Origin of the sequence: Bacillus sp. 2D03, from assembly GCF_003946765.1 — a bacterium.
Classification (GTDB): domain Bacteria; phylum Bacillota; class Bacilli; order Bacillales; family Bacillaceae_G; genus Bacillus_A; species Bacillus_A cereus.
On sequence record NZ_RPSJ01000002.1, the window covers coordinates 151580 to 178284 of the forward strand.

The window sequence follows — 26705 nt, forward strand, 5'->3', positions numbered from 1 at the left end:
AATGCAAACATTTTGCAAACATAGGTTATCCAAAGATACTTTTACCGAAGTTTTTAACTGCTTCTTCCTGCATATTCGGTAAAACATGAGAATAGACACTTAATGTCATTGAAATATCTGTATGACCTAATCGCTCACTGATGATTTTAGGGTTAACTCCTTGTTTCAATAGTAGAGTTGCGTGTGTATGTCTTAAATCATGGAATTTAATTTCTTTTATACCTACTTTGTGTGTCATCCTAATGAAACTTTTTCTGAAATGTGCTCTTTTTATTATTCTTCCAAACTCATTACAATTTATTAAATCTTGATCTAGATAAGCAGAACCAAACCTTAATTTCTCTTTATTGATTAAAATTTTATGTTTTTTTAAGGCTTCTATTGTTTCATTAGGTACAGGAATTGTGCGTTTTGATGAATTTGTTTTTGCAGTTTTTTTGATTTTATTGTCATGACCAGATGTTTGATTTATTGTAACAGTATGTTTTTCAAAATCAATGTCCTGCCATCGTAAACCTAGAACTTCTCCTAGACGCATACCTGTAGTTATTGCAAGTAGATATCCAATGTGATATCGTGATTCTTGTGAATGAGCTAAAAACTTTTTTACTTCTTCCTCTGTCCAAGTCTGGATAGGGGGTTTTTCTTTTTTAGGTATCTCAGCAAAATCTGCTGGATTTCGAGAAATAATATTTTGTTTTACAGCTAGGTTTAAAGCGCTCTTTAAAATTCTATGCATAAGCAGAATAGAATTGTTTGCAATCCCTTTATCTATCGCAGTCTTATAGCATTTTTGAATGTGTATAACATTTAATTTATGGAGCGCGACCATTCCTATACTAGGTATAACATGTTGGTTGATAAATGCCCTATAGCCAGCAAAGGTACTCTTTTCTATGCTTATACTTTTAATTTCTAGCCAATGATTTAGGTAGTCTTTTAGCGTAACTTTAGATGGCTCTATAAAAGTTCCTTCATTCAATTCTGTAATCTTCTTTGCTACATCGGCCTGTGCTTCTTTTTTTGTCTTATATCCAGAAAACCACTTCTGTCTTCTTTTTCCTGTCTCTGGATCAGGACCGATATCAATAACGATGCAATATTTATTTCCTCTTTTTCGAATATGTCCTTTCACTTAAAACACTCCTTCATTTTGTTTTGAATCATGTTGTATAAGCCTAGTTGTAATTTTGTTGCTATGAAAATTACCTGTTTGGACATATCAGCGATGGGTATATTTTACCATATTTAGATTGTTATTAAGGGATAAAAAAAGAGCCATAGGGCCTCTTTTTTGCTATATTTATGGAAATAAAATTAAATGCATTTGATAAATAGCTGCAATAGTACATGTGATGTGGTTGTTAAAATACTAGCTAACCATTATATATATTATATTAAGTTTAATGAGTGGAAGAGATATTATTATCCAATATAAAAGAATACTTTGTTATATTAATTATTAAACTTTCTCAATAATTTTCAGATTAGCAAATGAATAAAATTCTTAATTTTTGTGATATTATGAAAATAACTAAAAAATGGACATAAAAAAAGACCCATGACTGTGTAAGTGGTGCTGCAACACCCCTACACCGTCTCCCTAACCACAGTAGGGAAAACAACTGTCATAAGTCTTCGTACATTAGTATAACACACAACCTAGATATAATGACACGTTTCTCTTAAATGTAAAAACTAGGGATGACGTGTCTTTTGTCCATAAGGAGGACAAAGATTGTGCAAGTTTTATTGGATTTTAACGATATGCAAGAAAGTCTAAAATTATCCGGTTATACAAATAGGAAGTTAGCGATACGTTTTAAAGTAACACACACAACTGTAAATAGTTATTTTAATAAAAAGGGTAAATTTGATTTTATGCACTTTGTGGATGCACTTAGGTTATATAAGCCTAAAGATATTAAGTTTAGAAGAAACTGCATCAAAGAGTGTATACCAACACTTTCACACAAAAATTTAAAATTGGCATTAGAAGTGTTAGATATGTTTGGAGAATATGAACTTCAAGATATGATTATGCAACAGATAAATAAATTTAAGAGCAACCAATCAGAGACCGAAAAAGAAATGAAAAAAGGTATTTCGAAAACAGTACGAATAAACTTAAACTTGGTTCCTTTATACCAAACATTGCGAGAAAGAAGTGAAAATACGATTACACCTAAGGTGTTCTTTGAGAAAGTTGAAAAAATGAGAAAAAATCAAAAATATATTGATAATGAACTTGTAATAATGTTGATTCTAAACACAATATATTCTTTTTTTGATTTAGGTAATTACAAGATGGTAAATGAATATATTCAACAATTATTACCTGATATTATAAAAATTAAATGTCGCTCTTTAAGAGATTCATTTTTGTTAAGAATAAAAGAAATGGAGATTTTTGTGAATCTTCACGAAAATAAGTTAAGAGAATCTCGTCAACAATGTTTTGATATAATAAACGATGAGACGAATTGTTATGTCAGTACTAAGGCGGTAGCGTATTGTAAAATTGGAGAAAGTTATGTTTTCTCCGATTATCAGAAAGCTAAAGAGTACATGGAAAAGTCACTAAAAGCTATTGGTGATCCACCTAATAAGAAACTAGAATTAAGGAGAGAAAAAGTCCTTAATACACTTTTGTTTTTAAGGATATACCATAAGAGAGATTTACATACTATTAACTTTGATGATTTAGATGAAGCCGAGAGAGCGTTTTTATATGTAAGGTTAGGCGAGAATGAAAAAGCAATTAGAATTTTACAGACCTTAAAAATTAACAACGGTTATCTTAGTAGTTTTCAATTGTATTATATGGGGCTCGCGGTTGGAGGCAAAGAAGGAAAAAGATACTTAGAACTATCCCTTGAAAGTTTTTCTAAATCAGGTGATTTCTTCTATATGTTTCTACCAAAAGAAGCATTGGAATGTTATAATTAAACTATACATAAAAGGTGGTGAAGCACTTGAAAAATAAGTTTGTAAAAGTAGTGTTATCTATTGTAGTTGTAGCTTGTTTTTCTATCACAACTTTTCAAGTGACAGAAAAAGATAAAGTACAAAGCGCTAAAGAACAAAAAACAATTCTATACATGATTGATCCAGGTCCCGGAGGCGGATAATTATATAAATACAAGAAATGACACTATCTATTAGATAGTGTCATTTCTGCTTTAAAGGGAATGGAAACATTTTGACTGGAACGACAAAAACTTTCCACTTTTAGAAAGTTCACGTATAAATAACAGGATGCAAGGGGGAACTAGTGGTGACAAAAGAAGAAATTGTAATGCTATTCTTAGATACAGTAAAGGAATTCGCTCCTGAAAAATTAGATGAATATATTGCAGAGATTAAAAAAAATAGCCTATCCTAATTCGAGAGGCTATTTTTCCATTTTCTTATGATGTTTATTCAGAGCTTGAGCGATAGCTAACATCTGGTCTAATGCCATATCTTCTTTATCTTTTGGAAGAGGTTCTAGCCATGCCATAATTTCTTTAAATTTCTCGTATTTATTATCATCCTTGTTTGCTTCGTTATTTTCTCCATATAAGTAGTTCACAGGAACGGCAAATCTTTTCGCTATTTTTTCTATTGTCTCACGACTCGGGAAGGCTTTTCCATTTTCGAATTTTGAAACGGTACCCTTAGTAAGATCTACTTCTTTACCAAATTGTTCTTGGTTCATTTTATGTTCTAAACGAATTTGTTTTATTCTATCTTTCATATCCATAAAAAAACTCCCCTTATTAAGACTTTTCGATAATCCTAAATCCTATTAAGTTTATTATAAAGTTTCCTGACAAGAAACGTAAAGAACAAAAAAGTTTCCTATTCTGAAATTTTTTATAAAAAACACTTGAAGTTTCATGTAATGAAACATATAATGAACTTGTAAGCATCAGAAGGGAGTGATCAGATGCAAACCGATACACCTAAAACAGAACTTCAAAAAGCATTTGAAGAATCTGGACTTAAATATCATGAACTAGCTAAAAGGGTAGGGATATCGAAGTCATACTGCTATAAAATAATCAATTGGAATTTAAGGGTTTACTATGATGTGGCAGTTAATATATCTAAAGTATTGGGAAAGGAAACAACTATATTATTTAAGGAACAAGAAAAAAATTTTAAACAATAAGTTTCATTGTGTGAAACTTATTCAAGAGGAGTGAAAGAAAATGGGTTTAGAACAATTTATTAAAGAATCTATTCGTGAAATTGTAAGAGAGGAAATCAGATTAGCAATAGCTGACTTACAACAACAATCACAACCAAATAAGGTTATGCGAGTGAAAGAAGCCGCAGCTTATCTCAACATTGCGGTTTGCAGAATGTATGAATTAGCAAATCACCCTAGGTTTCCAGTAATAAGAGAAGGGCGTAAACTACTTTTTCTGCAAAAGGATTTAGAAGCTTGGCTTGAGGCACAAAAGGAGGTGATTTAGTGGAAGATACAACATCATTAGTTATATTCTCAATGTTTATCGTATGTAGTGCATGGTTGCTTTACATTACTTACGAACCAATAAAACAATGGGCTTGGAGTGACGTAGAACAAAATAAAAAGACCCACGGCAATGGGTCCTTTTCTAAAAAATAAGTTGTTCTAAGTATACCACGGAAAGTAGGGAAATAGTACATGGATTTAATCGAATATCAAGTGCTAGTACCTAATAAGTTTTGGGACTTAGCAAAAAGAAAAGATGAATTAAAACAGATGATACAGCAGTATTTCAGTGTTTGTTATCCGCATTATAGAATCCAAAGAATTATCAAAAGCGGACAAACATATATTGCAATTTGTACTAGGAGGTAAAAAGATGGCGATATTTAGACAAGTACACACTTCATTTTGGAATGATGTGAAAGTGCAAGAAGATTTCACACCAGAAGATAAGTACTTTTTCTTATATTTATTAACTAATCCACAAACTAAACAAATTGGTGTGTATCAAATAACAAAAAAACAAATGGCTTTTGAAACAGGTTATTCGCATGAAACTATAAAGGCTTTGATGCAACGTTTCGAAGACTATCACAAGATAATAAAATACGATAATGAAACCAGAGAGTTAGTCATTTTTAATTGGGGAAAATACAACCTAAAAAAAGCTGGAAAACCAGTTGAAGATTTAATTAAGAAAGAATTAAAAGAAGTGAAAAATATATCTTTGTTGATTCCAATCTGCAAACATATAGAGCAAAAGTCCATAAAAAAGCTAATTGAAACGTTTATTCACGACTCGTATAACGATACGTTAACGAACCGTGGCACGATAGGGGGACAAGAACAAGAAAAAGAACAAGAAAAAGAAAAAGAAATAGAAAAAGAAAAAGAAATAGAAAAAGAAGGACCTTTAGTAGTAGAAAATCTCGCAATCGATTTTTATATGAAAAATTTCGGACATATCTCTCCATTCATGGGAGAAGAAATTAATCAATGGATAGATGAACTTAATCAATCGTTAGTAGTGGAAGCAATGAAAATTACTTTAGAAAACAATAAACGTAATTGGTCTTATACAAAAGGAATTTTAAAAGATTGGCACCAACAAGGCTTTAAAACAATTCAAGATGTAGAAGTAGCACAAGCATCATTTCGAAGACAACAACAAAGCAGAAAACGTACTGGTAAAGGTTATGCTAATCGAACTGAAGTTGTACCAGATTGGTTACATCAACAGAAAGAAATTAAACCAGTGCAACAACAACCACAGCAAGCTTCAAACGAGGATCTCAAGGATAATAAGAAACGTTTGGATGAGATTCTAATTAAATATAAAAATACTAAAGGGGAGTAAGGTATGAAAAACACAGGTGTTGCAAGAAAAGTCGATGAGCTAGGTCGCGTAGTAATTCCGATAGAGTTACGCAGAACTTTAGGGATTGCCGAAGGAACGGCACTAGATTTTCATATCGATGGTGAAAACATTGTTTTAAGAAAACATGAAAAGTCATGCTTTGTAACCGGTGAAATTTCTGAAACCAACATAGAGTTGCTAGGTGGCCGAATGTTTTTGAGTAAGGAAGGGGTAATTGAATTACTGAATCTTATTCAGAAGAGTGGGCTGGCACATGCCTAAGCAACTAAACATTTTCGATGTAGATCCAGCAATTTGTGAGTTCGATGTAATGAAAGCCAATGTTAAGAAAGGAAATGGACGCGTTACATATGCAGATGTACGTGTCCAAGTTCCTAAGAATGCAAAGTGTACGGATGAATTACCACGCACAACTAAACAAGATGATCGCTATGACATCTTTGAGCAATATGTAATGGCAATATGGAGATTTCAAAGAGCTGTAGATAAGTTTTTCAATTGGGATACAGCTGAAGAATTGTGTAAGGCAGCAAGGGATAAAAAAGAAATAATTCCGGTAAGGGTTTATTTAGGAAGTGGCTTTAAACCTAATGTTGTTGAGTACATGAGGTAGTAAAAGGGAGATGGGCATATGAAAAAAGTAGAAATTGATGTTAGTAACAACAAGCTTTTAATAGTAAAGGATGGAAATGTTACAGCATTCAATCCACCGGAGAGTGGTTTTGGTGAACAAGTTGCTGTTTGGATAAACGGTAAAGTTGATCGTGTAGATACTAAGTTTACTGAAAAGGTAAAATAATTATTTTTAGAAAGTAGGTTCGCTTATGAGTGTAGCGAGAAATCATGAAGCGATGAAGGAATCACGGTTGAAGGTATACATCGCTTTAGAAGAAGCTAACTTCATTTGGGATGAAAGAGATGTAGTTCGTTTTCGTAAAATGTGGAGTCAAGGTATGAGTTTGCCGAAGATGGCAAAAGCATTAAGGAGACATCAAGCGGAGGTTGCTCTCCTTGTAATAGATCAGGCTGATAAGTATTTAATTGAAAATCGTCCGATAGGATTAGGAATTTGCTAAATAGGAAGGGGAAATCAAAAATGAACATTATGGAAAATGGTGTATTAGAAGCAACTAAATTAATGAGTGAAGTAAAAAATGAGGGTCAAGTTATAAATGAAGCTACAGTTTTTCAGATTGCAAGTATCTTATCGATTGATGAATTAAATGATTATCAGGAAGCAACTTTACGAACTTGGAATAACAAAACTGATTTTGGAGGACGAGTTTCAAATGCAGCTTTAGGACTTACAGGCGAAGCTGGTGAAGTTGCCGATATTGTTAAAAAAGCAATTTATCACGGACATGGTTTTCAACCATCGCATTGTCCAGGAGAAGAGGACGGAAACACTTATAAGTTAGCCTTAGAGCTTGGAGATATTCTTTATTATTTATCAATTATGGCGCATGAACTGGGATATACGTTACAAGATATTGCTGAAATGAATATTGCAAAATTAGCTAAAAGATATCCAGATGGTTTTAGTCGAGAAGCAAGTCAAGCACGTGTAGATGTAAAGTAAGACAAAATTTGAAATTTGTATAAAAAACGAAATATAAAATTGTGGCCATTAAAAATTCGAAAGCAAAATACGAACGAAATCATCAACTTTAATCCTTATATATTCGTAGTTTGGAAAGATGGCGTGAAAATGAAAAGTAAAGATTATCAAAAAGGATATTTGCGAGGGCAATTAGATGAGGCGGAAATTACTTATAAAAATATAGTTTCAATTATGGATGACATGATTGAAGATCCAACTAAATTCACTTTGGAGTGGATCAGTGAGCTAGAAAAGTTTTTAAAGAAGCATGGCAGATTATAAAACAAGACAAAAGCGTTATTATATAGTGATGCAAAAAGAGTACATATCGAATATGTACTCTTGAAAAAGGGAAGTGTAAATAAGTTATGAAACACTATACTACAACATATGCTTGTCTCATTTAAAAGTGCAAGGAATATGATAAAATAGTTATTGTATTGAAGAAAAAACATGCACAAAAAATGTGCATGTAAAATAAAAAGCTATGTCTTGTCTATTTAAATATATGCTTTGTTTATATAAACCGTGATTATGTTTGAGCAAAATGGTTATTTATTAGCAAATATAAAGAGCGTTTTTTTAAACGCTCTATGACCAAAACTAATATTGAAAATGAATGCCACATGATATTTTGTGTATGTTTTTATTGAATGTGCAGTTTTTATACAAAAACGATATTGCGTTATGAAAAATAAAAAGGACAGTTAGTTACACTAATTGTCCTATGCATAAGAAGAATTCGATGGCTATTCATCTTGCACTTTGATGTATCTATAGTATTAACATATTTTCAAAAGTTATTCTTTAAACTAAGAAACAGCTAGCTAAAAGCTAACTGCTTAGTCCCAAGGAAGAGGAACGGTTTATTAGGTCTAAGGTTGAAATAAGGGTTTTAGATGTTAAGACCTAAATATAGTATGGATTTCACTTTAGAAATTATGCATATAAATTTTATTCTTGCAGAAATGGTTAAAATACAAAGCAGCTAGTTCAGTGAACTAACTGCTTTGCGATCTAAAAGAACAATACACATACACGCTATGTTTTGTAACTTAAGATTACAGTTATAGTATAAACAGTATTGTAGAATATATATAAAATGAAAACTTTTGTTAGCACAACGAAGCAGTCAGCTTAATTTGCTAACTACTCGTTGTATAAAGGAAATTAGGCCCTACAAGTACAGATATGTAACTTGAAGTTACAGTTATAGTATAAACGTAATTGGAAATGTTATTCGGGAGTAAAAAGGAACCTGAATTTTATTTTGTAACAAAAACTTAGTCAAAGAGCAATGTATATAAGTGCCCTTTGACTAAGCTTTTATGAAATGAAGTTTGAATACCTTTTCAATATTAAGGTATGACAAAAATGCTTCGTTGGTGAAGCCGATATAAAAAAGAGTGCTCGTTTACGGCGCTCTAAAGATAGGAGGTAACTAATTCTGTGAACATAACGAACTTACTAACAATGTATGTTGTATGCAAAAAATAAGAACAAAAAAGCTAACTGCTCCAATCTTAAAGAAATATTAACTGAAATGTCTTAGAAGTTTCTGTACTTAAAGTATATTTAGTGTATTAAAAAAGAATTCTTCGAAAAATTTCTTTTCTCGGAGTAAATATTCAATGATATTATTTAAGGTTTTAAGAAATTTTATTGGAAATTGTTCAAAAAAGTATACAGATTTCATATAAAATTGTTGAAATAAAAAAGAGCACCATTATATGGTACTCTTTTATGAATCAGTACACCATTTAAATATTGTTGATGTTTGTGAGTCATGAACAATTAAATGGTTTAACAAGTAAGGATTCAAGATAATGTATGTAAGATGAGTATAAGTTGTTACAAAGAAATAAAAATTAGTCAGCAAAAGCAAAATGATTAGCTCTTAATGGAAAATGAAATGCATTATTAGAAACTCATGATATAAACAACTAGGTTGTGAAGATTAAACTTTTTCAAAAAACTTCATTTGATATTACTCTAGAATGGCATTATTGAACTTATAAATTAATATGTCTTTTCGTTTAGTGGCAAAATAAACACCTTGATAGGAGTAATAACGTATTCCTTTAAAAATACGCTTTTTCATTAGGGAATTAATCTAAGCACTAGATAAATAGATGCGTATACTTATATTATGTGAGTTGTGAAAGTAATTAAACTGAATTTTTATAGTTTAATTATTAGTAACTATTTTTATTCTAAGAAAAATGAATATTTAAAAATATTCAACGCTATTACAATTGAGTGTTTCTTAGTATAAGAGTATTCTCTCAAAATTATTAAATAAGGAGGAAATAAATGAAACATAATGATTGTTTTGATCATAATAACTGCAATTCGATTGTTTTTTCAGCAGATTGTTGTAAAAATCCACAGTCAGTTCCTATTACTAGGGAACAATTAAGTCAATTAATTACTTTACTAAACTCATTAGTATCAGCTATTTCAGCATTTTTTGCAAATCCAAGTGATGCAAACAGAGTAGCGTTATTCAATGTGTTTAATCAATTTTTAATTTTCTTAAATTCCTTATTACCTTCCCCAGAAGTTAATTTTTTGAAACAATTAACTCAAAGTATTTTAGTTTTATTACAATCTCCAGCTCCTAATTTAGGACAATTGTCAACATTATTGCAACAATTTTATAGCGCCCTTGCACAATTCTTCTTCGCTTTAGATCTTATCCCTATATCCTGCGACTCAAATGTTGATTCTGCAACTTTACAACTTCTTTTTAATTTATTAATTCAATTAATCAATGCTACGCCAGGGGCGACAGGTCCAACAGGCCCAACAGGTCCAACAGGTCCTGGAGGTGGAGTAACAGGTCCAACAGGCCCAACAGGTCCTGGAGGTGGAGCAACAGGAGCAACAGGTCCAACAGGAGCAACAGGTCCAACAGGAGCGACAGGTCCAGCAGGTACTGGTGGAGCAACAGGAGTAACAGGTCCAACGGGAGCAACAGGCTTAACAGGAGCAACAGGCTTAACAGGAGCAACAGGCCTAACAGGAGCAACAGGAGCAACAGGAGCAACAGGTCCAACAGGTCCAACAGGAGCAACAGGCCTAACAGGAGCAACAGGCCTAACAGGAGCAACAGGAGCTGGAGCGGTTATTCCGTTTGCATCAGGTGGACCAGTAGCATTAGCAACTGTTTTAGGTGGATTGGCAAACACAGGAGCACTTCTTGGATTTGGAAGTTCATTCTTCCCAGTAATTGTCCCACCTGGTGGTCCAATTACTATAGGTCCTGTACCTCCAGTATTTGATTTTGCATTTGTAGCCCCTCGCGCAGGTACAATTACTTCGTTAGCAGGCTTCTTTAGTGTAAGTGTAGCGGTTGCTTTAGCATTAGGAAGCATACAAATTCAAATGCAGTTGTACAGCGCGCCAGCAGCAAGTAATACTTTCACTCCAGTAGGTGTACCATTACTATTAACACCAGCATTTAGTGGTCTAATTGCTATCGGTGCTACTTCAAGTGGTATTGTTGGAGAAGCAATTGCGGTAGCTCCACAAGATAAGATATTACTTGTTGTTTCATCAACTACACCTGGTTTCGATATAGCTACTGCTATTACAGGATTCGCAAGTGCGGGTATAACATTCGTATAATCGCTTATAAGTTTCTTGTTTGAAAACTTTGAAATAAGAAAAGAGAATGTCAAAAAAGTATCCACAGATTAACTTTTGAAGACATTCTCTTTTTTTAATTTTTTTTATTTTCGGTACTATACTATATTTTATGTTTAATGAAAATGATTAAATATGCTATGAGAATGTGATGTGATTGTGTTAAATTAAATGATCACTGCTAGTAAATTACATAGTAATAGACATAAAAGATGCACCAAGTAGGTGAAGAAATCCCACCTACGCAATTCGATACGTGGCTGGGACAATTTGAATTTTAATAATAAATGGGGAATGAGAAATGGCAATTGAAGCACATAGATGTAATGTTAAAGGGTGTAATGGTCTTGTAGTTTTCGAAAATGCTGATTATGATTTGCAAAATCCAGACACATTTAAAGGAGTTTATGTATTTGATGATCCTTCTTGTAACGTTTGTGGAAAAGAATTTTTAGTAGTTCCCAGCTATGCTGTCATTGATTTTGATGAAGAAAAAGGAGATTTTGAAGAAATTGAATCAGCTTGTATTACTGAATGGCAGAATCAAAAATTTTAATCAAAGCGTTATTTTATTATAGATAAATAGGTGACTCAGCAATTGTGTCAGCCGAGTCACCCAATATTATTGATATAGAAAATATTCTTTTTCTATATGTAGTTATAGTGAGTTTTTAGAGGTTAACTCTAAACCGCAGTTAAAGGACAAAGAAATTTATTTTAGAAAGTATTAGATTTAACTATGTTAATGCTACAACAGCAAGAGTTAAACCTAACGTATTTAATGTATTAGAATATGGTCCTACATGAACAGTAAGAGTACTTGTTATACCTAAAGGTGTAGTGAAAATAGCGGGTGCTGATACAGAAGTGAATCCTGCAGTATATCCCAGAGAAGTACCAGAGCCAATGATTGGATTATTATTCAAATACATAGTGATACCTGCCGAATTACCTCCTGGTTGAATGATAACTTGCACTTCATAGATTGCCAAATAGGTTCTTCCACCTTCAAGTAAAACAGTTGTTGGTGGTGTGAATGAGATTGCCGTACCATTAGAATTTACCACGGTATCTAGTGGAATCGCAGAATTTACAGAAACTATTGATGGGGTAGTTTGAACAACATTTAAACTGTTAGCCGTGGGGGATGGACAAGTGCAAGGTTTGTGAATGTTAGAGTTATTATCATTTTGGTAATTCACAAATAATCAAGCTCCTTTGCGTAAGATAATTTTTTATCCTATATAAAACGTAGCTTTTTTGTATCTAAGTTATTTTTAATAAGTTTTTAAAGATAAGTCGAATATTGTTGGTCAGTCAACTCTTAAAAGTATTTGATACTCTGGGATTTTAAAATGCATCTGATAAATATATATGAATGTTTTTTTAAGGACATTACTGTAAGTTAGGAAACATAATAAAATAGTTATTTGGGCATAAAAAAGAGCACAATATATGTGCTCTTGGATAAGAAAGGTAGATTTCTATGAGTGGATGACTCCATACAATAATATATGCTTGTCCAGTTAAAAGGTGAAATGTTTTAATAAAATAGTTATTTGATAGAATTTTGATAAAAAGCGATGATCATTAATTCACTCCTTGACTCATGACAATTGCTTATGTATTGAAAAGTTATTCAGCTATTTGAAATATAGTTTCATTAGCTCTAGAGAATCCATATAGTTTCCTTGCGAACTTTAAAATACCTTCTTCGCTCTCTGTTAAAGTTTTAACATCGTTTTCAAAATAACGTCCTATCAGTTCTAATTCAGACAATTTTTTCTTTTCTTTATTAAGTGTAATTTGTTTTTCTTGAATCATATCTTCTTGTTTGTAAATGCAGATTTGAATGGAAATAACCATAGGTAGCATAAAAGCAAGTGCTAATAACAGACGACGTCTTAGTTTTTTATTCGTTTGTTGATTCTTATTAGGGTTAATTTGTTTTTTTGAGATTGATTGTTGTGGTGTTAAATTTGGGACACTCCCCATTTTAAAGCCTCCATTACTTATGTATAGAATTTAAATTGTTTAAAAGTATTATATATGTTAAATAGATAATTTTGAATCTATTTGGATAAAGGGGGGGATTAAATTTAAATAAAAACGTTATTTGAATAGAGAAGTCCTAGATTTAGGGGGTCTAGGGCTTCAAATCTGAGCATATCTCACACGGCATTATAAAGAGAAAAGAACGTACTGAAGATAACATATGAATGTTTCATAAATGTAATAAAAAAGCGCCCTATGACTAAAATGTATATTGAAAAAAAGTTCACATCATATTGTATGTATGTTTTTTATGATGGTGCAATTTTGAAACAAAAACGTTATTTGAATTATCAATGCGAGTTTTACATTATTAAAGGAGGGAGAAGGGGGGAATAGAAGTATAATTCTACTTTTCCCTAAGAATAAATAGATTTGATTAAGGTTGAGTTATATTCGTTGTGACACAACTTGCTTCGAAATTATTGTTAAATACAAGTGTACCTTCACCAGTAAATGGCACTCTAATAACTAGATTCTTACTATCATAATCAAATTCTGTTGATAGTGAACGTGATCCGTACTCAACGGAGGAGAATACAAGTTTACCGTTAGAAATATTATAAATAAGAGTTAAACAAAGTGGCTGAGTTAATCCTGTGATAATGCAAGACATTCTATTTAAACCTCCTATCTTCTCCCTTATTAATAGCGTATGCAAATAGTACAAGCTTTGGCACAGTAGAAGCGGATAGGGAATGATGTAAAGATAGAAACTTTTAATAAAAGTGCTATTTTAATCAAAAGGAAGAATGAACATTGAACGTAAAGGAGTACGTCGTTTATAAAAGTGAATCATCTCTATGGATTGGAACTATACAGGAGTACGCTGAGTATATGATCGTACTTCCTGCAACAGTTCGTTTTTATACAAGACCAGTGTATCAAAGTAGAATAGTAAGTCGGAAGAATGCTAGGAATTATATAACTGTTACGGAGGTGAGGAAGATTAATAAAAATTTCATTTTGTAGAGAAATGGTGTGATTAAGTATGGGCATTGAATACGGAATGTTTGTATTAAAAAAGAGCAGACTTTAACCTACACATAAAAGTGCTGGAATTGTTCTAAAGGAAGGAATATCTGAAATATAAATATAATTGAGGGGAGTGAAATAATAATGGAAACTAGTACTTTTTTAGGGCTGTTCTGGGGGTGGATGACGGTTATCGTATCGGGAATACTTTTCGTCCGTCCATCGGTGCTACGTGAGTTAAAAAAATTAGTGGTTGAAGACAGAGGGTTTGGTATTATGTATGGTTTTCTATCGATTTTCCTGGGATTAGGTACTGTAATTCTACATAATGTATGGGTATTCAACTGGCAGGGATTCCTAACGGTTATTGCATGGCTTGCATTATTAAAGGGAATTTACATAATTGCATATCCTGAACCCTCTAAGAAAACAGACTTTGAAGTAAGGATACTATCAACACGTATAGTACTCGCTATCATTGGTGCTTTGGCTTTATGGATGCTTATAGTAATCTATATAAAATAATCTTTTTTTAATAAATAAAAGAGCCTGATATGAGAGAAAAGGCCTTTTCAAAAATTGCAATAGTAGGAAAAAGAAATACTTATATTGTCATCACCCTGTACCATCCATTTTGTTTAAAATATGGGGAGTTAAACTCACACATTAGTACACAATTGGAAATATAATCAGTATGTAAAGAAAGAATATGTGAATTATTTAAACAAAAAGTGCTAACAAGTTTGCAAACGAACTTGCTAACACTTATACAAAATATACATAAATTATCGCTGATATGTCTTCCTCAATAATAGCCATAATAAATTAGAACACACTAGTACGAAACGCTCATAAAACCATTTTTAATTTACATGATAATAGTATAAACTCTATATTTCTTTTAATAATTTAGGGTTATATCTTTTCTGCATTAGATGCTTTTAACCACGCTTCGTAAAATGCTGTAACTGATGCATAACGTTCTGCACGATTTTTATTTACAGCACGATACGCTACCTCATATAATTCCTTACTTGCTTTCCATTTTATAAAAGAACGATCTTTTTCACCGCCTAAAAGTGAGAAAGCCATTGCTCCCATATTAAATACATTTGTTCTTTCATCAATTGTTGCGTTTAGTTCAAATTCCTCTGGTGACATAAAACGGGAGGAACCCCATAGCCGGCCCATTTTATTTATGTAAGGTTTCTTACTGTATAAATCTATATCACAAATTTTTGTTTCTTTTGTATTAAAATTATATAAAATACTACCGTCATAAAAATCTATTGCTACATAGTTTTTCTTTTCTACATAAGTATGGAAAGAAAAAATGGAATGTAAGGAATGAATTCGTTCTATAGCAGATAAATGCCTAAATTTATAAAATGGTGAGTTTGGATTTTTATATTTTTCAGGAGGTGGGAAACTCCAATGCGAATGAAGACATTCACCATCAAACCAATCGAAAATTAATACATATCCAGATTGAACTGGAAAATGATCAATTAGTCTTATGAGCGATTCATGCTTTAAATCTTCATAGATAGTAACTGAATTTTTTAGCCTTTTAATAGCATCACCCGTTGTTCCTTCATATGCAATTGTTTGTGCTCCTGCGTATTTGATAAATTTCTTGTGACCATCTTTTTCTACACCAAAACTTATATTACCTGAGTCTTGCTGGTCAAAAACTGCAAATACGGTCCCTAATTTAATAAGCCAATCAAAATTATGATATTCTTTTAATTGGAATGTTACACTATTTAACTGAATTTCGACGGAATTATCTTTCATAGCTTACCTCACATTTAATATAATTAAGTTGTACATTCCACTATTCGACATATTTTATGGAAATCCTATGCTAACAATATTAAATTTTATAAATATAATGATAAATACTTATAAAGAGGTGAATACAATGGATCAACAAATTGTTATTAAACCGTATCAAAAAGACTGGGTTGAAGAGTATATAAAAGAAAAAGAGAAATTCTGTTCCTTGTTAGGACAAGAAATAATTGCTGTTGAACATATAGGAAGCACAGCAGTAGAAGGATTAGGAGCTAAACCTCTTATTGATATGATGATTGGCGTAACAGAACTGCAAATAACTGAAAAGTGGATTGAAGTTCTATCGGAAATTGGATATGAGTATGTTCCAAAAGATGCAACCAATTGGCGTTTTTTTAGAAAAGGAAAGTGGAGAGCGGGTACTCATCATTTGCATGTTTATATTTATAATAGTGACGAATGGAGGAACAATATTTTATTTCGTGACTTTCTAATAAGCCATGAATGGGCACGTAAAGAATATAGAGAATTAAAAGAGATACTTGCTATTACATATGCTTTTGATCGTGTTTCATATACAAAGGCAAAAGCGCCGTTTATTCGAAAAATATTAGAATTGGCTAGAACTCAATGAATTTATAGATTCTTATCTAACTAGTTTTGAAACCTCTTCCTACACTTTTTATAGGGAGGGGATTTTTTGTTTTTTCATGACTAAATATATAATTTCTAATTATTGGAGGTAAACTATTTTATTTATTTTGATATTTCTAGTACATTGGAAATATTAAGGGGGAATTAAGCAATGAAAGCTATTGTACATCAATATAAAAAAGGATTAGAGGGAGTAGGATATAAATTTTCACCTAAGATAAGTCCTAGTGCAGGTGAAGTAAAAGTAAAGTTAAAAGCTGCCGGGTTAAATCATAGGGATTTATTTATTATAAATAATAGAAAAGAAATGGATCTACCATTAGTAATAGGGTCAGATGGATCAGGAATTGTTACAGAAATAGGAGAAGGAGTTTCAAATATTACACTACATACAGAAGTTATTATTAATCCTAGTATTGGATGGGAACATGCTACTGAAGTACCAGAGTTACCGGAAGTGCTAGGTGGGCCGAAAGATGGAACGTTTGCTGAATATGTAATTGTACCAGTTGAAAATGTTGTAGAAAAGCCGTCATATCTTACTTGGGAAGAATCAGGTGTTTTATCTTTATCCGCATTAACTGCATACAGAGCGCTTTTTACTAAAGGTAGATTGAAGCGCGGCGAACACGTTTTAATTCCGGGAATAGGCGGTGGTGTTGCTACATTTGCCATGTTATTCGCGAAAGCAATTGGCGCAAAAGTGAGTGTTACTTCAAGGGTAGAGAATAAAATGGAACTTGCTGCAAAATATGGTGCAGATATTTCTTTTCATAGTGCCGGAAATTGGGAAGAGAGCTTACAAGGTGAAAAAGTAGATTTAATAATAGATAGTATAGGTCCAGCAACTTTTTTGAAATATTTTGATGTATTAAAACCAAACGGAAGAATCGTGAATTTTGGTGCAAGCTCAGGAGATAAAATTGAATTACCATTACGCGCGCTATTTTACAATCAAATTGATATTATGGGAACATCCATGGGTAGCCGTGAGGAATTTAATGAGATGATAAAGTTTATAGAAAAACATCAAATTAAACCAATTATTGATAAAGTTTACTCGTTAGAAGAAGCAATTCGAGCACTAAGCTGTATGGAACGTGGAGAACAATTCGGAAATATTGTACTTCAAATGAATTAAAAAATATGATTTTGCAATTAGTATATTTAAATGAATATGTTATGTATTCCAATCATGAAAAAAATACGAACTGCCTTATTATAAAGGTTTACGAGCTTTATACATAAATAGCGTATAAAATTTGTTTTATAATTGTCACATGAGTAATAGTAAAATGAGAATTAGGTGAGAAAAGTTTAAGCCCATTTTCATAATGGTATTGTATACTGTGTAAATCAAGAACACTTGTAAGTAGGGAGAGAGTATTATGAATTACACAGTATTTCAGTGGTTTAATAATTTTGCTGATTCATCCAAACTATTAGATACAATAATGGTTGCTATTACAAATAGCGCTGCATACGTAGCCATTTTATTTATGCTTATCTTATGGTTTAATAATGGAAAGAAAGAGAATGCAATTAGAAAACAATATACAGTTTTATATACGACGCTTTCGGTTATTATTGCATTAGTAGTAAATGTTCTTATACACGCAGTATATTACCATCCGCGTCCGTTCGTATCATATGATGTACATCAATTAGTACCACACGCAGCAGATTCATCATTCGTTAGTGATCATTCTGTACTTGTATTTTCAATTGCCTTCGTATTTATTTTTAGAGGAGAAAAACTGAAATATATCGCGCTCTTATGGGCAGTGTTAGTCGGTATATCACGTATGTATGTAGGTGTTCATTATCCTTTAGATATACTTGGTGCAGCTTTCATAACAATTGTTACGAGCGGTTTAGTAATGCAAAGTACACGTATGTTTGAACCAATAGCGAAATTCGTATTCAAAATGTATGCATTAGTAGCGAGACGAATTCCTTTCTTAGCAAAATATAACCATATCGCATAATTTTCTTATAAAAAGTTCCCCTTTGGAAATCCAGAGGGGAACTTTTTATAGTAAATAAGAAAAGAGTTTAGAGTGATATGCAATCAAGTTTTGGTGAAGTTAATATTCAGAAATTTCACGCACCGTATTTTTATTAAATAAAACAAAAAATAACAATAGTTAGTTTCGTATTGTTTTAAAGGAATTAAAAAGAAAACTTCGAAACATATAGTATCGTAAACAAAAACTACAAATTATAAAACGCATCTTCGTACGAATCCATTCCAAAAGAGAGGAGATAAGTATGCAAAAACTTCAAACGAATAAAGGCGCTCGATATATGATGATTGCTTTTATTGTTTTGTTTCTTATTATGATTTTGCGTATAGTCTATATTCAGGCAGTAGGAGTCGTGCATAATGTAAATGTAAAGGACCTCGCGGATGAACAACATAATAAAAAAGGTGTTTTAGAAGCGAATCGTGGTACTATCTATGACCAAACGGGAAAGGTGTTAGTACAAGATTCTACAACGTATCGAGTTGTTGTGAATTTAAAAGGAAAAGATAAAGTGAAAAATAAAGATGAAACCGCACAACAATTAGCCGATGCGCTTGAAATTGATAAAGAAGAAGTATTAAAAAACTTTCATGAAGGGCGTACGCAAGTTGAAATTGGGAAAATTGGTCGGAACTTATCTAGGGAAAAGAAGGAAAAAATTAATGATTTAAAAATACCAGGTGTATCTTTTATGTCGGAAAAAGCAAGAGTGTATCCGAATGAAGACTTTGCATCCTATATACTTGGTTTTGCTAGACCAGATGATAAAGGGAATACGGAAGGGAAGTTTGGGCTTGAAAAGAGTTTGGATAAATATTTGCGCTCGACAAACGGGAATATAGAATATGTGGGTACACGAAGGGGGATTCCGCTTACAAATGATATAGGTAAAGTAGAACCTGCTAAAAATGGGAATAACGTGTATTTAACGCTTGATAAACAAATTAATAGCTTTTTAGAAGAAGCGATGAACAAAGCACAAGAGCATTATGATCCTTCTATGTTAATTGGAATTATTGCTGATCCAAAAACAGGTAAAGTTTTAGCGATGTCTAGTAAGCCTAGTTACAATCCTAATGTAGGTGATATCGAATACTTTTTAAATGATCCGATTGCAAATGCATATGAACCAGGTTCAACTATGAAAGTTTTTACGTTAGCAGCTGCCATTAATGAAGGTGTATATAACGGCAAAGAATATTTTCAATCTGGAAAATATTCCGTTGGTTCCTCTGATATAAAAGATCATAATGGTGGATTTGGATGGGGATCAATTACATTTGATGAAGGTTTTGAAAGATCATCAAACGTAGCTTTTTCTATTTTAGAAGATCAGTTACTGAAACCAAATAAATTTAAGCAATATATGAATAAATTTGGATTCAATCAAAAAACAGGAATAGATTTACCTGGAGAAAGTAAAAATACTTTATTATTAAATACGCAAATTCAACAGGTTACAACTTCTTTCGGTCAAGGTTCTACAGTAACTCCGATTCAATTAATCCAAGCGGCTACTGCTATAGCAAATGACGGGAAAATGATGCAACCATATATTGTTGATAAAGTTGTAAATCCAACAAACAAAGAAGTTATTATGGAAAATCAACCGAAAGAAATTGGGAATCCGATAAAAAAAGAAACAGCGGACAAGGTTAGAAGCTTAATGGAGCGTGTTATAACATCTTCAAAAGGAACTGGTACAATGTATAAAGTGGATGGTTATCCAATTGGAGGTAAGACAGGAACAGCACAAATACCGAATCCTGAAAACGGCCGATATATGGAAGGGAAAGAGAATTACATTTTCTCCTTTTTAGGAATGGCTCCAATTGATGATCCGGAGTTAATCGTATACTTAGCTATTAAGCAGCCAAAGTTAAAAGGAGATGAGTATGGAGCTCAGCCTCTTGCTGAAATATTTAAACCTGTTATAAAAAACAGCCTTGAATATTTAAAGGTGAAACCGTATACAGAAAAACAAATAGCTGATGCAACGAAGCAATCTCAATTAAAAGTACAAAATTATGTAAATCAATCGATGGGTACAGCAGAGAAAAGTGTAGAAAAAGAGAAGCTACAGCCAATAATTTTAGGAGAAGGAAAAATAATAAAACAATATCCACAGTCTGGCGAGGTCATGAGTGAAGGGGATCGTATATTTTTATTAGGGAATAACGCACAAATGCCAAATGTAAAAGGTTGGTCCATGCGTGATGTTATGTATTTCTCTAAGCTTTTGAAATTAGATTTGAAAACTTCTGGTACAGGTTATGTAACGAGCCAAAGTATTGAAAAAGGACAAAATTTACAAGAAGGAGATACACTAGAACTAGAATTAGAACCGCCGTTACAACCGTTAACAGAGGCGAATACGAATTAATTCAAACTTGTTGAAGAACCTATATCCAATAGGTTCTTTTTTAAAAATTTATGAGTAATTTCACGCACCGTATTTTTTAGAAAAAATAATAAATAAAATACTTAACAGTTACTAAAACAAAAAAACTTACATATATTGAAATTAGAACGATTGTTCAATTTTTGTATTAAACGATGGAAGGAGTCTACATTGAATAAAAGACGATATGATAGTGATTTAGCCAAAGAAATAATAGGAGAAAAAGCGATAGAGTTATTTTCCTTAAAAGGGTATACAAAAACCTCCATTGATAACATTGCTAAAGCCTCTGGTTATAGTAAAGGACATATATATTATCATTATAAAAATAAAGAAGAATTATTTGTTTATTTAGCTAAAGACAGTATGAAAAACTGGCATGATAAATGGAAAATGGCAGAAAAACAGTATACAAACGCAACTGAAAAATTATATGGAATGGCTAAATTTGTACTTTATAATTACAAAACGCCGTTATTAAGAGCGGGGCAAGAACTTGCCTCTGATCCGAGCACGAATCCTTCTACAGTTCAACAACTTTATGGTTTAGCTGTTGTCCCTTTAAAGGCATATCAACAAATTTTAGATGAAGGTATAAAAAGTGGTGAGTTTTATATGAAAAATGTTGAGGGTTCATGCCTTTTATTAGGTTCATGGCTAGGTGGATTATGTCAATTCATTCATTCAATTGAAATGGAGAAATTAGAAGTTTTATTTGAAGAAGCTATTAAAATTTTTTTACTCTCTATTTCAAACAAATATATGTAGCGTGACACGCGAATTAGAACGATTGTTCAAATCCTTACACTCGTCCGTTTTCATTATTTGTATAAACAACAGGAGGTTATTTATATGGATGAGCAAAGAGTCGCAATTATAACTGGCGGCGCTTCTGGTATTGGTAAAGCTTTAGCCATTCAATTAGCAAATAAAGATATATTTGTAATTATCGCTGATATTAATGAAGCCTGTGGCCAAAACCTTGTGAATAATATAAAAAATAATAATCAACTAGCTAGGTTCGAATATTTAGATGTTACTAACGCTGGATCCGTAGAAGAACTTATTATAAAAATAGTTAATGAGTTTGGTAGAATAGATTATATGTTTAATAATGCAGGAATTGCTATGTATGGAGAAGTATACGATATGTCTTTGGATGATTGGAAACATATTATTGAAATAAATTTATTAGGAGTAATTTACGGAACACAATTGGCTTACCAATTCATGAAAAAACAAGGATTTGGTCATATCATTAATACTGCTTCTGCAACTGGTTTAGGACCAGCTCCCCTTTGTACCGCGTATGCAACAACCAAACATGCTATCGTAGGTTTAACAACTTCATTACATTATGAGGCGGAAGAATACGGTGTAAATGTAAGTGTGCTTTGTCCAACTTTTGTAGATACACCCATATTTAAAAAATCAATTGCAATTAATATGAATAAGAATCACATTATAAAACAACTAAAAACAAATAAGCCAATTTCAGCTGACAAGTTTGCTGAAATTGCACTGAAAGCTATTCATAAAAATAAATTAGTAATTTGTCCAATGCCATTAAAAAAAACGATGGACGTATTCTTTACTTTATTTCCTTATCTTCATAAAAAGCTAATGCGTTTCGTATGTCGAATTGGTCGTAAAGCAAAAATGACGGAAATATAAATATCTGATTATTTTTTATTTACAGTTAAAAATAATTGTGATAATATGGGAAAAATCAAATGCAGTGAAGAGAAGAGTAAATAAAATGAATTTTTCACAGAGAGCTCCATTTAGCTGAAAAGGAGTAAAAATTCTTTATTGAACCAAGCCTCTGAGCAGCGCATCGGAACCTATTATTAGGGGATGGTGTGACGGGAGCTCCCGTTATAGAGCTATGGTATAAGCATGAGTTAGAATGCAGTACCTGATAAGGTTAATATGGTGACATATTAACAAACTAGGGTGGCACCGCGATGATAAATCTCGTCCCTAAGATTAAAAGTCTTGGGGGTGGGATTTTTTTATTGTTTTAAAACAATTTGGAAAGCGGGGGCCAAAAATGAAAAACTTTCTTAAAGATTGGAAATATCCTTTATTACTACTGTCCGGTGTTGGTATTGCGAATTTAGGAGCATGGATTTACTTAATAGCATTGAATGTACTTGTCTATCATATGGGCGGATCAGCCTTAGCTGTTGCTGCTTTATATGTAATAAAACCATTAGCCACTTTATTTACAAACGCTTGGTCTGGGAGTATGATTGATCGTTTAAATAAACGGAAATTAATGATTCACCTCGATATATATCGTGCGTTATTTATCGCTATTTTACCTTTACTTCCGTCACTTTGGATTGTTTATGTATTTGTATTCTTTATAAGTATGGCCAGTGCAATTTATGAGCCAACTGCTATGACGTATATGACGAAATTAATTCCAGTAGAACAAAGACAACGTTTCAACTCATTACGTAGTTTAATAGGATCTGGTGCATTTTTAATTGGTCCAGCGATAGCAGGGGTTTTATTAATTGCGAGTACACCAGAGATTGCTATATATATAAATGCTATAGCATTTCTGTTATCAGGATTCACTACATTACTTTTACCTAATCTTGATAAGAAAGAAGCTTCGGATACAACAAGTAATACATTATCTCTTACAGTATTAAAAAAAGATTGGAACACTGTTATAAATTTTAGTAGAAAACATGTGTATGTCGTATGCGTGTACTTCTTATTTCAAAGTATGTTCGTATTAGCAACCGCTACTGATTCACTTGAACTATCGTTTGCGAAAGAGGTATTACTACTAACAGATAGTGAATATGGTTTTCTAGTTAGTATAGCTGGTGCAGGATTTATTTTAGGTGCCATAACAAATACAATTTTGTCAAAGAAATTAGCACCTTCACTTCTAATTGGAATAGGATCATTATTCATTACAATTGGTTATTTAATTTATGCTTTTTCAAATGTATTTTTAATAGCTGCTATTGGATTCTTTATTTTATCTTTCTCTATGGCGTATGCAAACACAGGATTTTATACCTTTTATCAAAATAATGTCCCTGTCCATATCATGGGACGGATTGGGAGTATATATGGGCTTGTGATTGCTGGCATCACCATTTTAATTACGATTTTGTTCGGAGTTGCAACTCAATTTATTTCTATACAACTTGTGGTTATTGTAGGCTCATTGGTAATGCTGCTTATAACTATCATATTGTGTGTATTTACTTTATTGCCCTCACATTCTAAAGTGCATTCCTCTGAGTCAATCAATTCAAAATAGTAATCTTGGTTTTGATTTACGGTATTCAATTGGAGGGTTTACCCTCCTATATATGGAAATATAAGAAGGGTGAACAATATTGATAAACGAGGGTGGTTTTTGTAATGAAAACAAAAGATCAAATAGACAGCATTGTAAAAGAAATGCATCAGCATATAGATTTCTCTGGGATAATTTTAGTAAAAGAAGAAAAAGGCTTAGTCTATGAAGAGGCGTTTGGTTACGCAAATCGCAATGAATGTATAAATAATACGCTACAAACAAGGTTCGGAATTGCCTCCGGTTGTAAAATATTCACTGCTATCGGTATCTGTCAACTTGTTGAGAAGGGGATAATTACTTTTCAAACAAAGTTAAAAGAGTGTTTACGTATAAACTTTCCAAACTTCAATGAAGATATTACAATACATCACCTTTTGACGCATAGTTCGGGTATTCCAGATTATTTTGATGAAAGTATTATGGATAACTTCGAAGATCTTTGGGAACAAACTCCTATGTATCTATTAAAAAATTTAAAAGACTTCTTACCATTATTCCAAAGCAGAAATATGATGTTTGCACCTGGAAGTAAGTTTCACTACAATAATGCAGGTTTTATCATACTGGGATTAATAATCGAAGAACAGACAGGATTTGAATTTACGGAATATATAGAAAAAAACATATTCAATCCAATTGGTATGAATGATTCTGGCTATTTTTCTTTAGATAGTTTACCAAGACACACAGCTTTAGGATATATAAAAGACGAAATTAACCAAAATTGGAGAACAAACGCCTACTCTATACCAATAAAAGGTGGTTCTGATGGTGGTGCTTTTATTACTGCGCCAGACATGCTGAAATTCTGGGAAGCGTTATTTAACTATGAAATCATAAGCCGAGAATATACAAACATGCTTTTAACTCCTCATATGCAAGTAAATAATAATCAGTCTTACGGCTATGGAATATGGATTGAAACAAGAGAAAACAAGATATTCAAATATCATGTAATGGGATATGATCCAGGAGTCAGTTTTCGCTCAGCCGTATATCCAGGCTTAGGTATTACAGTAGTTATTCCGTCAAATAAAGGAGCGGGTCCTGAAAAGATAATGAAAGAATTAGAAAACTCTTTTTCATAAGGTTAAAAGAGTTTATGAACGCATTAATAAATGCAAAAAAGACGTACTATTTATTTGTACGTCTTTTTTGCATAAACAATGCTTAAAACTGATGGGAAATCACATTCTATATTTTATAATTTTTATTAGCTAGTATATTTAAAGTATGGAATGAAAAGAAGCGAATATAATTTTCAAATGTAAACAAGTAAATAGGAGGACTCTAAATGGATATTCTATTTGTTATTCTACTTGTTGTTTTTATAATGATATTAATGCAAGGTAAAGAATATAAAGTGAATATTAATCGTATTTGGTTCATTCCGACTTTGCTGTGCTTTGCGACAATCCAGTCTATTATTCATATGGGACAATTAACTATATTGAAAGTATTACTATTCGTTGTAATGCTGGGGATTGGATTGGGTCTTGGAATGATTAGGGGAAAAGTTTTAACATTTCGATTAGATAGTGAAACAGGTCATGTATTACGAAAAGGAAATTGGTTAAGTACAACTATTCTACTTGCCATTCTAGGTACGAAGGTTTTGATTAAACAAAGTATGTTTTCTAGCAGTACTCACTATACATTAATGGTTGTAACAAATACCTTTTTATGTATCACATTAGGTACTGTAATTAGTAAACGATATTATATTTGGAAAAAATATAATGAATTAATACAAAAAACATGAAAGTATTCATCCATTGTTTAACAGCGCCGTGAACGGTAATACTAAATAACATTGAACTTTTACAACAAGGGATGATAATATGATATTCATTTATACAGATTTTGGCGGAACACATTCAACTTCACTTGCTGCAGCTTATCATTTAAATAAATTACCAACGGATCGCAAGTTAACGAAAGAAGAAATTTTGAATGTAGATTACTTTAATAAATTGAAAACAGAAGATATGGGCAAAATCATTTTTCATGGAATAGACGAAAATGGTAATCCGGTTTATACAATTGGATGTGGTGCATCAAAAGTCGTTGTACCTGCGATGAAACATTTAGGAGAGATTTTGCAAAAACATTATCAAAGTCATGAAAAGATTATTTTTTCTAATACATCACCAACAGTGCCTTTACCAATGACTTTCGGTGGTCTGTTTTCTAGAAGATTTCACATCGACTTCATCGGCGTACCGTTACTCGTATGGGGAGCGAAACTTTGCTGTGATAACGTACAAAGACTTGTTAGTTATACGAAAGAAGCTGGTCGATTGACAAATGATTATGTTGTAATTTTAGATAATGAAACCTTTAAATAATGTATAAAAAGAAGAAAATCGGGCAAATA

Annotated in this window: 32 protein-coding genes and 1 other annotated feature; of the genes, 26 read left to right on the forward strand and 6 right to left on the reverse strand. The window is 32.2% G+C overall.

Features of this window, described 5'->3' with window-relative positions; all coding sequences use genetic code 11:
* Positions 1-25: 25 nt before the first annotated feature.
* The gene (locus tag EBQ15_RS05755; RefSeq protein ID WP_000675850.1) at positions 26-1135 is read right to left on the reverse strand and encodes a site-specific integrase; all 1110 of its coding nucleotides are present in this window, start codon (positions 1133-1135) and stop codon (positions 26-28) included.
* Positions 1136-1740: 605 nt separating this feature from the next.
* Here EBQ15_RS05755 and EBQ15_RS05760 point away from each other — a divergent pair.
* Positions 1741-2949, forward strand: a complete 1209-nt coding sequence (locus EBQ15_RS05760) for an AimR family lysis-lysogeny pheromone receptor (protein ID WP_001197703.1) — start codon at positions 1741-1743, stop codon at positions 2947-2949.
* A gap of 26 nt (positions 2950-2975) precedes the next feature.
* On the forward strand, positions 2976-3131 hold the full coding sequence (locus tag EBQ15_RS31050) for a hypothetical protein (protein ID WP_000790840.1): 156 nt from the start codon (positions 2976-2978) through the stop codon (positions 3129-3131).
* Between the two features lie 263 nt (positions 3132-3394).
* Here the strand turns inward: EBQ15_RS31050 and EBQ15_RS05765 are convergent, their stop codons facing one another.
* Complete coding sequence (locus tag EBQ15_RS05765) at positions 3395-3745, reverse strand: helix-turn-helix transcriptional regulator (RefSeq protein ID WP_000367267.1); 351 nt, start codon at positions 3743-3745, stop codon at positions 3395-3397.
* Positions 3746-3931: 186 nt separating this feature from the next.
* Here EBQ15_RS05765 and EBQ15_RS05770 point away from each other — a divergent pair, with 186 nt between their 5' ends.
* From EBQ15_RS05770 to EBQ15_RS05820, 12 genes are all read left to right on the forward strand, one after another.
* Positions 3932-4156 (forward strand): helix-turn-helix domain-containing protein, encoded by a 225-nt coding sequence (locus EBQ15_RS05770; RefSeq protein WP_001192731.1) that lies wholly within the window; start codon positions 3932-3934, stop codon positions 4154-4156.
* A 40-nt stretch (positions 4157-4196) separates the two neighbouring features.
* A complete protein-coding gene (locus tag EBQ15_RS05775; RefSeq protein ID WP_000522181.1) occupies positions 4197-4463 on the forward strand; it encodes a helix-turn-helix domain-containing protein in 267 nt (88 codons plus the stop codon).
* Complete coding sequence (locus EBQ15_RS31055) at positions 4463-4618, forward strand: hypothetical protein (protein WP_000390312.1); 156 nt, start codon at positions 4463-4465, stop codon at positions 4616-4618. The genes EBQ15_RS05775 and EBQ15_RS31055 overlap by 1 nt, the downstream gene beginning before the upstream one ends.
* Positions 4619-4838: 220 nt before the next feature.
* A complete protein-coding gene (locus EBQ15_RS05780) occupies positions 4839-5819 on the forward strand; it encodes a DnaD domain-containing protein (protein ID WP_033693055.1) in 981 nt (326 codons plus the stop codon).
* A 3-nt stretch (positions 5820-5822) separates the two neighbouring features.
* Positions 5823-6101, forward strand: coding sequence for an AbrB/MazE/SpoVT family DNA-binding domain-containing protein (locus tag EBQ15_RS05785; protein ID WP_000799073.1), 279 nt, complete (start codon positions 5823-5825; stop codon positions 6099-6101).
* Positions 6094-6453 carry a hypothetical protein gene (locus tag EBQ15_RS05790; protein WP_001125948.1) on the forward strand — a complete coding sequence of 120 codons (360 nt, stop codon included), beginning with the start codon at positions 6094-6096 and terminating at the stop codon, positions 6451-6453. The genes EBQ15_RS05785 and EBQ15_RS05790 overlap by 8 nt, the downstream gene beginning before the upstream one ends.
* Before the next feature lie 18 nt (positions 6454-6471).
* Positions 6472-6639, forward strand: a complete 168-nt coding sequence (locus EBQ15_RS05795; RefSeq protein WP_000754942.1) for a DUF3954 domain-containing protein — start codon at positions 6472-6474, stop codon at positions 6637-6639.
* 25 nt (positions 6640-6664) lie between these two features.
* Entirely contained in the window at positions 6665-6916 is a 252-nt protein-coding gene (locus tag EBQ15_RS05800; RefSeq protein WP_000109497.1) for a hypothetical protein, read from the forward strand.
* Positions 6917-6936: 20 nt separating this feature from the next.
* Positions 6937-7419, forward strand: a complete 483-nt coding sequence (locus tag EBQ15_RS05805; RefSeq protein WP_001024298.1) for a nucleoside triphosphate pyrophosphohydrolase family protein — start codon at positions 6937-6939, stop codon at positions 7417-7419.
* Positions 7420-7458: 39 nt separating this feature from the next.
* Positions 7459-7722 (forward strand): hypothetical protein, encoded by a 264-nt coding sequence (locus tag EBQ15_RS05810; protein ID WP_000267631.1) that lies wholly within the window; start codon positions 7459-7461, stop codon positions 7720-7722.
* Between the two features lie 2031 nt (positions 7723-9753).
* Positions 9754-11070 carry an exosporium glycoprotein BclB-related protein gene (locus EBQ15_RS05815; protein ID WP_000682176.1) on the forward strand — a complete coding sequence of 439 codons (1317 nt, stop codon included), beginning with the start codon at positions 9754-9756 and terminating at the stop codon, positions 11068-11070.
* Between the two features lie 319 nt (positions 11071-11389).
* The gene (locus EBQ15_RS05820) at positions 11390-11644 is read left to right on the forward strand and encodes a hypothetical protein (protein WP_000963460.1); all 255 of its coding nucleotides are present in this window, start codon (positions 11390-11392) and stop codon (positions 11642-11644) included.
* Between the two features lie 181 nt (positions 11645-11825).
* Here the strand turns inward: EBQ15_RS05820 and EBQ15_RS05825 are convergent, their stop codons facing one another.
* The 3 genes from EBQ15_RS05825 to EBQ15_RS05835 all read right to left on the reverse strand — a co-directional run bounded on the left by EBQ15_RS05825 (position 11826) and on the right by EBQ15_RS05835 (position 13756).
* Positions 11826-12290, reverse strand: a complete 465-nt coding sequence (locus tag EBQ15_RS05825) for a hypothetical protein (RefSeq protein ID WP_033693054.1) — start codon at positions 12288-12290, stop codon at positions 11826-11828.
* A gap of 433 nt (positions 12291-12723) precedes the next feature.
* On the reverse strand, positions 12724-13083 hold the full coding sequence (locus EBQ15_RS05830; protein WP_000536031.1) for a cell division protein DivIVC: 360 nt from the start codon (positions 13081-13083) through the stop codon (positions 12724-12726).
* A gap of 436 nt (positions 13084-13519) precedes the next feature.
* The gene (locus EBQ15_RS05835; RefSeq protein ID WP_001277642.1) at positions 13520-13756 is read right to left on the reverse strand and encodes a hypothetical protein; all 237 of its coding nucleotides are present in this window, start codon (positions 13754-13756) and stop codon (positions 13520-13522) included.
* A 143-nt stretch (positions 13757-13899) separates the two neighbouring features.
* On the opposite strand from EBQ15_RS05835, the gene EBQ15_RS31525 reads away from it, so the two are divergent.
* On the forward strand, positions 13900-14112 hold the full coding sequence (locus tag EBQ15_RS31525; protein ID WP_001101128.1) for a hypothetical protein: 213 nt from the start codon (positions 13900-13902) through the stop codon (positions 14110-14112).
* Positions 14113-14259: 147 nt separating this feature from the next.
* Complete coding sequence (locus EBQ15_RS05845) at positions 14260-14640, forward strand: hypothetical protein (RefSeq protein WP_000450248.1); 381 nt, start codon at positions 14260-14262, stop codon at positions 14638-14640.
* Between the two features lie 390 nt (positions 14641-15030).
* Here the strand turns inward: EBQ15_RS05845 and EBQ15_RS05850 are convergent, their stop codons facing one another.
* Positions 15031-15912 carry a protein kinase domain-containing protein gene (locus tag EBQ15_RS05850; protein ID WP_000654549.1) on the reverse strand — a complete coding sequence of 294 codons (882 nt, stop codon included), beginning with the start codon at positions 15910-15912 and terminating at the stop codon, positions 15031-15033.
* A 127-nt stretch (positions 15913-16039) separates the two neighbouring features.
* Between EBQ15_RS05850 and EBQ15_RS05855 the strand changes: the two genes are divergently transcribed.
* From EBQ15_RS05855 to EBQ15_RS05900, 10 genes are all read left to right on the forward strand, one after another.
* Complete coding sequence (locus tag EBQ15_RS05855) at positions 16040-16546, forward strand: GrpB family protein (protein WP_000372688.1); 507 nt, start codon at positions 16040-16042, stop codon at positions 16544-16546.
* 171 nt (positions 16547-16717) lie between these two features.
* On the forward strand, positions 16718-17707 hold the full coding sequence (locus EBQ15_RS05860) for a zinc-binding dehydrogenase (RefSeq protein ID WP_000644530.1): 990 nt from the start codon (positions 16718-16720) through the stop codon (positions 17705-17707).
* A gap of 247 nt (positions 17708-17954) precedes the next feature.
* On the forward strand, positions 17955-18554 hold the full coding sequence (locus EBQ15_RS05865; RefSeq protein WP_001110121.1) for an undecaprenyl-diphosphatase: 600 nt from the start codon (positions 17955-17957) through the stop codon (positions 18552-18554).
* Between the two features lie 283 nt (positions 18555-18837).
* Positions 18838-20976 (forward strand): penicillin-binding protein, encoded by a 2139-nt coding sequence (locus tag EBQ15_RS05870; protein ID WP_001170960.1) that lies wholly within the window; start codon positions 18838-18840, stop codon positions 20974-20976.
* 189 nt (positions 20977-21165) lie between these two features.
* Positions 21166-21762, forward strand: a complete 597-nt coding sequence (locus tag EBQ15_RS05875; protein WP_001042683.1) for a TetR/AcrR family transcriptional regulator — start codon at positions 21166-21168, stop codon at positions 21760-21762.
* An 84-nt stretch (positions 21763-21846) separates the two neighbouring features.
* Positions 21847-22668 carry an SDR family NAD(P)-dependent oxidoreductase gene (locus tag EBQ15_RS05880; RefSeq protein WP_000344372.1) on the forward strand — a complete coding sequence of 274 codons (822 nt, stop codon included), beginning with the start codon at positions 21847-21849 and terminating at the stop codon, positions 22666-22668.
* Between the two features lie 55 nt (positions 22669-22723).
* Positions 22724-22982 (forward strand) — a binding site (T-box leader).
* 65 nt (positions 22983-23047) lie between these two features.
* Positions 23048-24286: an MFS transporter gene (locus EBQ15_RS05885; RefSeq protein WP_000787863.1), complete on the forward strand. Its 1239-nt coding sequence runs from the start codon at positions 23048-23050 to the stop codon at positions 24284-24286.
* A gap of 104 nt (positions 24287-24390) precedes the next feature.
* Positions 24391-25416: a serine hydrolase domain-containing protein gene (locus EBQ15_RS05890; RefSeq protein ID WP_000849938.1), complete on the forward strand. Its 1026-nt coding sequence runs from the start codon at positions 24391-24393 to the stop codon at positions 25414-25416.
* Positions 25417-25622: 206 nt separating this feature from the next.
* Complete coding sequence (locus EBQ15_RS05895; protein ID WP_000353195.1) at positions 25623-26090, forward strand: DUF1453 family protein; 468 nt, start codon at positions 25623-25625, stop codon at positions 26088-26090.
* 79 nt (positions 26091-26169) lie between these two features.
* Positions 26170-26676, forward strand: a complete 507-nt coding sequence (locus EBQ15_RS05900; RefSeq protein ID WP_000576339.1) for a DUF3189 family protein — start codon at positions 26170-26172, stop codon at positions 26674-26676.
* Positions 26677-26705: the final 29 nt, after the last annotated feature.

Coding starts and splice junctions, on each gene's coding strand:
- EBQ15_RS05765 (WP_000367267.1), bottom strand. CDS start 3,745: ATGGATATGAAAGATAGAATAAAACAAATTCGTTTAGAACATAAAATG.
- EBQ15_RS05770 (WP_001192731.1), top strand. CDS start 3,932: ATGCAAACCGATACACCTAAAACAGAACTTCAAAAAGCATTTGAAGAA.
- EBQ15_RS05775 (WP_000522181.1), top strand. CDS start 4,197: ATGGGTTTAGAACAATTTATTAAAGAATCTATTCGTGAAATTGTAAGA.
- EBQ15_RS05780 (WP_033693055.1), top strand. CDS start 4,839: ATGGCGATATTTAGACAAGTACACACTTCATTTTGGAATGATGTGAAA.
- EBQ15_RS05785 (WP_000799073.1), top strand. CDS start 5,823: ATGAAAAACACAGGTGTTGCAAGAAAAGTCGATGAGCTAGGTCGCGTA.
- EBQ15_RS05790 (WP_001125948.1), top strand. CDS start 6,094: ATGCCTAAGCAACTAAACATTTTCGATGTAGATCCAGCAATTTGTGAG.
- EBQ15_RS05795 (WP_000754942.1), top strand. CDS start 6,472: ATGAAAAAAGTAGAAATTGATGTTAGTAACAACAAGCTTTTAATAGTA.
- EBQ15_RS05800 (WP_000109497.1), top strand. CDS start 6,665: ATGAGTGTAGCGAGAAATCATGAAGCGATGAAGGAATCACGGTTGAAG.
- EBQ15_RS05805 (WP_001024298.1), top strand. CDS start 6,937: ATGAACATTATGGAAAATGGTGTATTAGAAGCAACTAAATTAATGAGT.
- EBQ15_RS05815 (WP_000682176.1), top strand. CDS start 9,754: ATGAAACATAATGATTGTTTTGATCATAATAACTGCAATTCGATTGTT.
- EBQ15_RS05820 (WP_000963460.1), top strand. CDS start 11,390: ATGGCAATTGAAGCACATAGATGTAATGTTAAAGGGTGTAATGGTCTT.
- EBQ15_RS05830 (WP_000536031.1), bottom strand. CDS start 13,083: ATGGGGAGTGTCCCAAATTTAACACCACAACAATCAATCTCAAAAAAA.
- EBQ15_RS05835 (WP_001277642.1), bottom strand. CDS start 13,756: ATGTCTTGCATTATCACAGGATTAACTCAGCCACTTTGTTTAACTCTT.
- EBQ15_RS05845 (WP_000450248.1), top strand. CDS start 14,260: ATGGAAACTAGTACTTTTTTAGGGCTGTTCTGGGGGTGGATGACGGTT.
- EBQ15_RS05850 (WP_000654549.1), bottom strand. CDS start 15,912: ATGAAAGATAATTCCGTCGAAATTCAGTTAAATAGTGTAACATTCCAA.
- EBQ15_RS05855 (WP_000372688.1), top strand. CDS start 16,040: ATGGATCAACAAATTGTTATTAAACCGTATCAAAAAGACTGGGTTGAA.
- EBQ15_RS05860 (WP_000644530.1), top strand. CDS start 16,718: ATGAAAGCTATTGTACATCAATATAAAAAAGGATTAGAGGGAGTAGGA.
- EBQ15_RS05865 (WP_001110121.1), top strand. CDS start 17,955: ATGAATTACACAGTATTTCAGTGGTTTAATAATTTTGCTGATTCATCC.
- EBQ15_RS05870 (WP_001170960.1), top strand. CDS start 18,838: ATGCAAAAACTTCAAACGAATAAAGGCGCTCGATATATGATGATTGCT.
- EBQ15_RS05880 (WP_000344372.1), top strand. CDS start 21,847: ATGGATGAGCAAAGAGTCGCAATTATAACTGGCGGCGCTTCTGGTATT.
- EBQ15_RS05885 (WP_000787863.1), top strand. CDS start 23,048: ATGAAAAACTTTCTTAAAGATTGGAAATATCCTTTATTACTACTGTCC.
- EBQ15_RS05890 (WP_000849938.1), top strand. CDS start 24,391: ATGAAAACAAAAGATCAAATAGACAGCATTGTAAAAGAAATGCATCAG.
- EBQ15_RS05895 (WP_000353195.1), top strand. CDS start 25,623: ATGGATATTCTATTTGTTATTCTACTTGTTGTTTTTATAATGATATTA.
- EBQ15_RS05900 (WP_000576339.1), top strand. CDS start 26,170: ATGATATTCATTTATACAGATTTTGGCGGAACACATTCAACTTCACTT.